The sequence below is a fragment of the Saccharothrix sp. ST-888 genome, from assembly GCF_000955975.1.
Taxonomy (GTDB): Bacteria; Actinomycetota; Actinomycetes; order Streptomycetales; family Streptomycetaceae; genus Kitasatospora.
In genome coordinates, this window is the sequence record NZ_JYJF01000188.1 from 1 (window position 1) to 6,194 (window position 6,194).

The 6,194-nt window shown below is 75.5% G+C and carries 6 protein-coding genes and 1 pseudogene; 2 read left to right on the top strand and 5 right to left on the bottom strand.

The window, feature by feature from the left end:
- A pseudogene (locus tag UK12_RS31525) lies at positions 1 to 1,326 on the bottom strand (hypothetical protein); the annotation flags it as partial.
- Between the two features lie 399 nt (positions 1,327 to 1,725).
- Between UK12_RS31525 and UK12_RS37060 the strand changes: the two are divergent.
- Entirely contained in the window at positions 1,726 to 2,571 is an 846-nt protein-coding gene (locus UK12_RS37060; protein ID WP_052682363.1) for a hypothetical protein, read from the top strand.
- Here the strand turns inward: UK12_RS37060 and UK12_RS31535 are convergent, their stop codons facing one another.
- The 4 genes from UK12_RS31535 to UK12_RS31545 are packed head-to-tail and all read right to left on the bottom strand — an operon-like array spanning position 2,572 to position 5,520.
- Positions 2,572 to 3,726, bottom strand: coding sequence for an ABC transporter substrate-binding protein (locus tag UK12_RS31535; protein WP_052682365.1), 1,155 nt, complete (start codon positions 3,724 to 3,726; stop codon positions 2,572 to 2,574).
- A gap of 47 nt (positions 3,727 to 3,773) precedes the next feature.
- Positions 3,774 to 4,562 carry an ABC transporter ATP-binding protein gene (locus UK12_RS31540; RefSeq protein WP_045306633.1) on the bottom strand — a complete coding sequence of 263 codons (789 nt, stop codon included), beginning with the start codon at positions 4,560 to 4,562 and terminating at the stop codon, positions 3,774 to 3,776.
- Complete coding sequence (locus UK12_RS44640; RefSeq protein ID WP_269432058.1) at positions 4,562 to 4,813, bottom strand: iron chelate uptake ABC transporter family permease subunit; 252 nt, start codon at positions 4,811 to 4,813, stop codon at positions 4,562 to 4,564. Before UK12_RS44640 ends, UK12_RS31540 begins: the two co-directional genes overlap by 1 nt.
- A complete protein-coding gene (locus UK12_RS31545) occupies positions 4,810 to 5,520 on the bottom strand; it encodes a FecCD family ABC transporter permease (RefSeq protein WP_269432059.1) in 711 nt (236 codons plus the stop codon). Before UK12_RS31545 ends, UK12_RS44640 begins: the two co-directional genes overlap by 4 nt.
- 84 nt (positions 5,521 to 5,604) lie before the next feature.
- Here UK12_RS31545 and UK12_RS31550 point away from each other — a divergent pair.
- A partial coding sequence (locus UK12_RS31550; RefSeq protein ID WP_045306634.1) for an HAD family hydrolase occupies positions 5,605 to 6,194 on the top strand: 590 nt, incomplete at its 3' end.

Here is a 6,194-nt window from a genome sequence, read left to right on the forward strand (position 1 = left end):
GAGGGTCCGGTCCAGTTCGGGGCCGAGCGCGGCACGGACCTTGCCCTTGCCGTCGGGGGTACCGGCGAGCCGGCCGACCCGGGTGGTGGCCAGCCAGCTGCGGGCGAGCAGTGCCCAGCGCTCGGCGACCGGCTGCTTCAGCCAGGTGTCGTACGCCGGGGTGGGGGCCCAGCGCTCGTCCACCTCGCCGTCGGGGGCCAGCAGCCCGGCGCTGTATGCGAGTTCCAGCCAGAACGCGGCGGTGGACTCCGGGCACTCCAGCGCGAGCGCGATCCGCTTGAGGTCGCGTACGCCGAGTCCACCGGCCCGCAGGCCGGGCGGCGGCGTCAGGCCCCAGGTGTCCAGCAGCTCCTCGATGGTGCGGACGGCGGTGTAGGCCTGCCCGGCGGCGGCGCTGTCCACAGCCTGTGGATCGCGCTCGGCGGCGGGCGCCAGGGCGGGTGCGACGGGCTCGACCGCACGGTGACTGCGACCGCCGCGCAGATGCAGGGCCAGCTCACGGGGGAGCACCACGGAACCGGTGCTGGACGGGAGCAGCAGCCCCCGCGCCAGCAGCCACTCGACCGGGCTGCGGGCCTCCTCGGCGGTCACCGGGCGGGCGGCGTCCGGCACGGTGCCGGTGGGCGGGCCCCAGACCAGCTTCTCCAGCAGCGCGAGCGCGGCCTCGGGAGCCTCGGCGAGCAGCGCGGTGCAGCGCTTGCGGTCGGCGAGCAGCCCGGCGAGCGCGGCGACGGCGGTGACCGGGTCGGGGGTCGGCGGCAGCCCGGCACCGGCCAGCAACTGCTGGAGCCGGGCCGGGGACATTCCCACCGTTGCCTCGGCGAGGGTGGGCCCCAGGCCCGTACGGCCCGGGTTGCTCGCGCTGGGGGCGAGTGCCTCGCGGACGGCGATCACCAGGCGCACCGCGGAGTCCGGGCCCCAGAGCAGGGCTCGGCTGCGAAGGGCGGCCAGCGCGGCGGGCAGGGCGGTGGTGACGGCGGCGCGGTCGGCCGGCTGCGCCTGCGGGTGTGGTTTGACCCGGGCGGGACCGGCCAGCAGATTGCGGACGGTGGCCTCGGAACTCCCGTCGGGGGCGGCCGCCAGCGCCTCGGCGACCTGCAGGGTGAAGCGGTCCAGGCGCTCCAGCGCGCGCAGCGCGGAGGCCCGGCTGGAGAGCCGGGCGGCGAGCTGGGTGAGATCACTCGGCACCGGGTTCAGCAGGTCGGGCCGGGCCCGCAGCAGCTCGGCCAGCGCCTCGTCGCTACGGGCGCGGAGATCCTCGGCGAGCGTACGTGGTGCGGCGGCGGCGGCCCGGCCGGGGCGCGGTACGCGCTGCGATGCGGTCATCCGACCCAGCTTAGTCGGCCGGTCTCTGAGTGAGGGCACCCAAGCAACCCCGGGGAGTGGGACTGGGCCCGGAGCCGGTGTCGGTGGGTTGTTTTCGGGGGCGCGGGGAACGGCGCGGCCGGCGACAGGGGTGGGCTCGCTCCCGTTGGTTGGCGGAGTTGGCTCCCGGGGCGCGGGGAACGGCGCGGCCGGCGACAGGGGTGGGCCCGCTCCTGTTGGTTGGCGGGGTTGGTCCCCGGGGCGCGGAGCGGTGGGGGCGGCTTGCCCGGGCGGGTCCCCGCGCCCCATGGGGGCGCGGTTGAGCGGGGGCCGGGGAGTGCGGGGCTCGCGTGGGTAGTCAGGGAGTGGGTACCGTCGGCGATCGGCGGGCACGGCTACACGAGGCGGGGTGGCGGGGCGATGGCGGACGGGCACGAGGGTGGCCGTGCGGGTGGCGAGTGGTGGCGGGTCGACGGGCCGTGGCGGGTCCTCCGGCAGCCGGGCTCGGAGCGCCGGGGCGCTGCGGCCGACGGGGAGAGCGTGTACGCGTCCGAGGTGCCCGAGGTGCCCGTGGAGGCCCCGTCCCCGGGCCCGTCCGCCGTACCGCTGGTGAAGCCCGCCGGACCATCGGCGAAGCCCGCCGCACCGGCGGACGTGCGTTCGGAGGCCGAGTCGATGGCGCGCGGCAGGCCGTTCGCCCACGGGTTCGGGGTGAGCGCTGCGGACTTCCCCGGCTGGGACAGCGTCACCTTCGACTTCGGCAGCGCCGCGCCGCCCGCCGCGCCGTCCGTCCCGGACCAGCGCAAGGAGTCCGCCGACGGCGCGCAGCCGACCGCGGACGCCCCTCCCGCGCCCGAGGGCGCCGCCGACGGCCCGCCCGGTGGTCAGCCGCCGCGGGCCGCAGGCTTCCTGGCGGGCCGCCGTCCGTCGCTGCTGCTGCTGGTCGCCGCGATCACCCTGCTCGCGGGGGCGGTGACGGGACAGATCCTGGTCATGCTGATCGGGTGGGCCGCGGCGTACCTCTCCGCCAGACTGGGCGACTTCACCAAGAAGTTCGCGGTCTTCGGGATCCCGCTGATCACCATGACCGCTTCGACGGTCTGGTTCTGGGGGCGGGCGCAGGGGCGCTGGGGTTCCCCGGTGGCCCCGGGCGAGCAGCTCAACCACGAGGCGTGGGCGGCGGCGCCGGGGGTGCTGCGCCTGGCGGCGGTGCTCTCGGCGCTCTTCCTGCTGGTCCTCAACCTGCGCCGCGGCCCGAAGGGCTGATCAGCCGCCCAGGAAGTGCTGGAGTTCGGCGAGGACGAGGTTGGCGCCGGTGTAGCCGATGCCCTCGAACCAGAGCTGGTCGTCCACCGGGAATGCCCGGTGCGCCTTGACCGCGCCCAGCGCCTGCCAGCCGCTGCTCGCCAGTACGGCGGCGGTCCCGGCCTTGGCCGGATCGCCGTACGTGGAGTAGAGCAGCAGGTCGCCGTCGGCCTTGGCGATCTGGTCGGGTGGCACCTCGATGTCGAACTGGTCGATGTTCTGCGCGTCGGGCCGCCCGAGTTCGAGGTCGGTGAGCAGCGTGCCGATGAAGTTCTGCTTGCCGTACAGCCGTACGTTCGGCGAGCCCTCGACGAACCGGACGATGCTGACCCGCTTCCCGGCCGAGCCCGCGTCGGAGATGGCCTGCGAGGTCTGGGCGACGTGCCGCCCGTACGCGCCGACGACCGCGGCGGCCTGCTCCTGGCGGCCGAGGGCCTGGGCGTGCAGCTGGAAGTCGGCCTTCCAGGGATAGCCGGTGGTCTGGGTGAGGACGGTGGGGGCGATCCTGCTCAGGGTGTCGTAGGCGGAGCCGTCGCGGGTCTGGTTGCCGAGGATCAGCTGGGGGGCGAGCGCGGCGATCTTGCCGGGGTCGGGACTGCCGATGGTGCCGACGGGGGCGATGGCGGCACTCCAGGAGGCGGGCCAGTAGTCGGGCAGGCCGCGGTCGGCGGGGGCGCGGGCGGCGCCGACGGGGGCGATGCCGAGGGTGATCGCCGAGTCGAGTTCGGCGGTGTCCAGGGTGACCACCCGGACCGGCGAGCCGGGGACCACCACCACCCCGGTGGCGGCGGTGACGGTCGTGCTGGGCATCGGCCGCGGGCTCGGCGGGCCGGTGTCGGAGACGGCGGGCGAAGGCGTGAGCGGGAGGCCGGGCGAGCCGCTGCCGCTGCCGCTGCCGCCGCCGGCGGCCGGACCGCCGGACGGAGGGGTGCAGCCGGACAGCGCCCCCGCGCCGAGCGCGGCCAGGCCCAGCAGGGTGGTGCGGCGGGAGGGCTGACGCGGCATCGGGCTGCGCTCCTCGCGTGGTCGGTTGAAGCCGTGGTCGAGGCCGTGGCCGAGGCCGAGGCGTTCGCGGTCGGGGACGTCGGGATCGGGGACGTCGGGCGAGGTGATCACGGCCGGGCAGTCCGCCCAGTATGTCCGAATTGTTGCGAGGCTCGGGCCTACGCCGCCCAGGGCGCGCCCGGGATGACCAGCGGAGTGCCGGTCACCGGGTCCGGCACCACCACCGACTCCAGCCCGAAGACCTCGCGGACCAGCTCGGCCGTGACCACCTCGCCCGGCGCGCCCTGGGCGACGATCCGCCCGCCCCGCATCGCCACCAGGTGATCGGCGTACCGGGCGGCCTGGTTGAGGTCGTGCAGCACGGCCACCACCGTCCGCCCGCGCTCGACGTTCAGCCGCCGCACCAGGTCGAGCACCTCCACCTGGTGTGCGATGTCCAGATAGGTGGTCGGCTCGTCCAGCAGCAGGATGTCGGTGCCCTGGGCCAGCGCCATCGCGATCCAGGCCCGCTGGCGCTGGCCGCCCGACAGCTCGTCCACGCTGCGCTCGGCCAGCTCCGTGGTGGAGGTACGGTCCAGGGCCTCGGCCACCGCCGCCTCGTCCTCGGCCGACCACTGCCGCCACCAGCTCTGGTGCGGCTGCCGTCCGCGCGCCACCAGGTCCGCGACCGAGATGCCCTCCGGCGCGACGGGCGACTGCGGCAGCAGGCCGATCCGCCGGGCGATCGACCTGGTCGGGGTACGGGCCAGTTCGGCCCCGTCCAGCAGGACGGCGCCCCGGGCGGGCCGCAGCAGGCGGCCGAGCGCGCGCAGCAGGGTGGACTTGCCGCAGGCGTTCGGGCCGACGATCACCGTCACCCGCCCGTCCGGCACGGCCAGATCCAGCCCCTCGACCACCGTCCGGGCGTCGTACGCGAGCGTCAGCTCCCGTGCTTCCAGACGGTGCATCAGGAACCTCCACGGCGGGATCGGATCAGCAGCCACATCAGGTACGGTGCGCCGACCAGCGCCGTCACCACCCCGACCGGCAGCTCGGTCGGCGCCAGCAGCCGCCGGGCCAGCAGATCGGCCAGGACCACCGCCACGGCACCCGTCAGCGCCGAGCAGAGCAGCGGGATCTGCGCGCCGCGGGCCAGCCGCAGGGCGATCTGCGGGGCCATCAGCGCAACGAAGTCCACCGGCCCCGCGGCCCCGGTCATGCCGCGACCACCTTCCTGCGCCGCACCAGGGCGACCAGGACCGTGCCGACCAGCAGGAACGGCAGCAGCTGCCAGGCCACCTCGGGCGTCCGGCCGGCCAGCGAGCCCGCCTGCCAGAACCGGAACCGGTCCATGGCCGCCGAGTCGGTGGTGAGCACCATGCTGGTCAGCGAGGCGATGAAGGCCGACATCGCGGCCCCGGCCAGCGCGAGCTTGACCGGCGTCGCCCCGCCCCGGCCGCTGCCCGCCAGCGCGTACACCGCGACGGTCGCGATCACCGCGCCCGCGAAGCCGAACCACACGTACCCCGTCAGCGAGCCGACGCCGAACGCCGAGATGGCGAGCACCACACCGGCCGCCGCGCGGTGGCTGACGCCGAGGATGCCGGGGTCGGCGATCGGGTTGCGGGTGAGGCCCTGCATCACCGTCCCGGTCAGTCCGAGGGCCGCGCCGACGGCCAGACCGAGGGCCGCGCCGACGGCCAGCCCGACCACGGTCCTGGGCAGGCGCAGTTCGCGGACCACCACCGCGTTGGCGGAGCCGTCGCCGTGCAGCAGGGCGTCGAGGGTGTCCGTGAACGGGACGGTGCGGCTGCCGACGGCAAGGCTGAGGACGACGGCGAGCAGCAGGACCGTCAGGGCGGCGGTCAGCCACAGTACTCGGCGGCGGAGCAGCGTCCGCCGTCCCGGCTCCGGGGTGTCAGCCATTCGCTCTCATCGCGCAGTCAGCTTGGGCAAAGCTGAGTTGCCCGATCGGGCCGGGGCAAATCACCACCCGCATACCCTGGGCCCATGGCTCTCACCGTCGGCTTCGACCTCGATATGACCCTGCTCGACACCAGACCCGGGATCAAGGCCGCCTATCAGGCCCTCTCCGCTGCCACCGGCACCTGGATCGACAGCGACCTGGTGGTCACCCGGCTGGGGCCGCCGCTGGAACAGGAGCTGGCGCGCTGGTTCCCGGCCGAGCACGTGGCCGAGATGGCGACCCGCTACCGGGCCCTCTACCCCGAGCACGCGCTCCCCGGCACCCTGCTGCTGCCCGGTGCGCGGGAGTCCGTCGACGCGGTCCGGTCCAGGGGCGGCCGGGTCGCCGTGATCACCGGCAAGTACGAGCCGAACGCCCGGCTCCAGCTGGACTACATCGGCCTCGTCCCGGACATCCTGGTCGGCGGCACCTGGGCCGAGAGCAAGGGCGAGGCGCTGCGGGAGCACGGCGCGGCCGTGTACGTCGGCGACCACCTCGGTGACATCCGGGGCGCACGGGCCGCCGACGCGGTCGCGGTCGGCGTGACCACCGGGCCGTACGGCGCGGCGGAGCTGGCCGAGGCCGGGGCGGACGTGGTGCTCACGGACCTGACGGAGTTCCCGGCCTGGCTCGC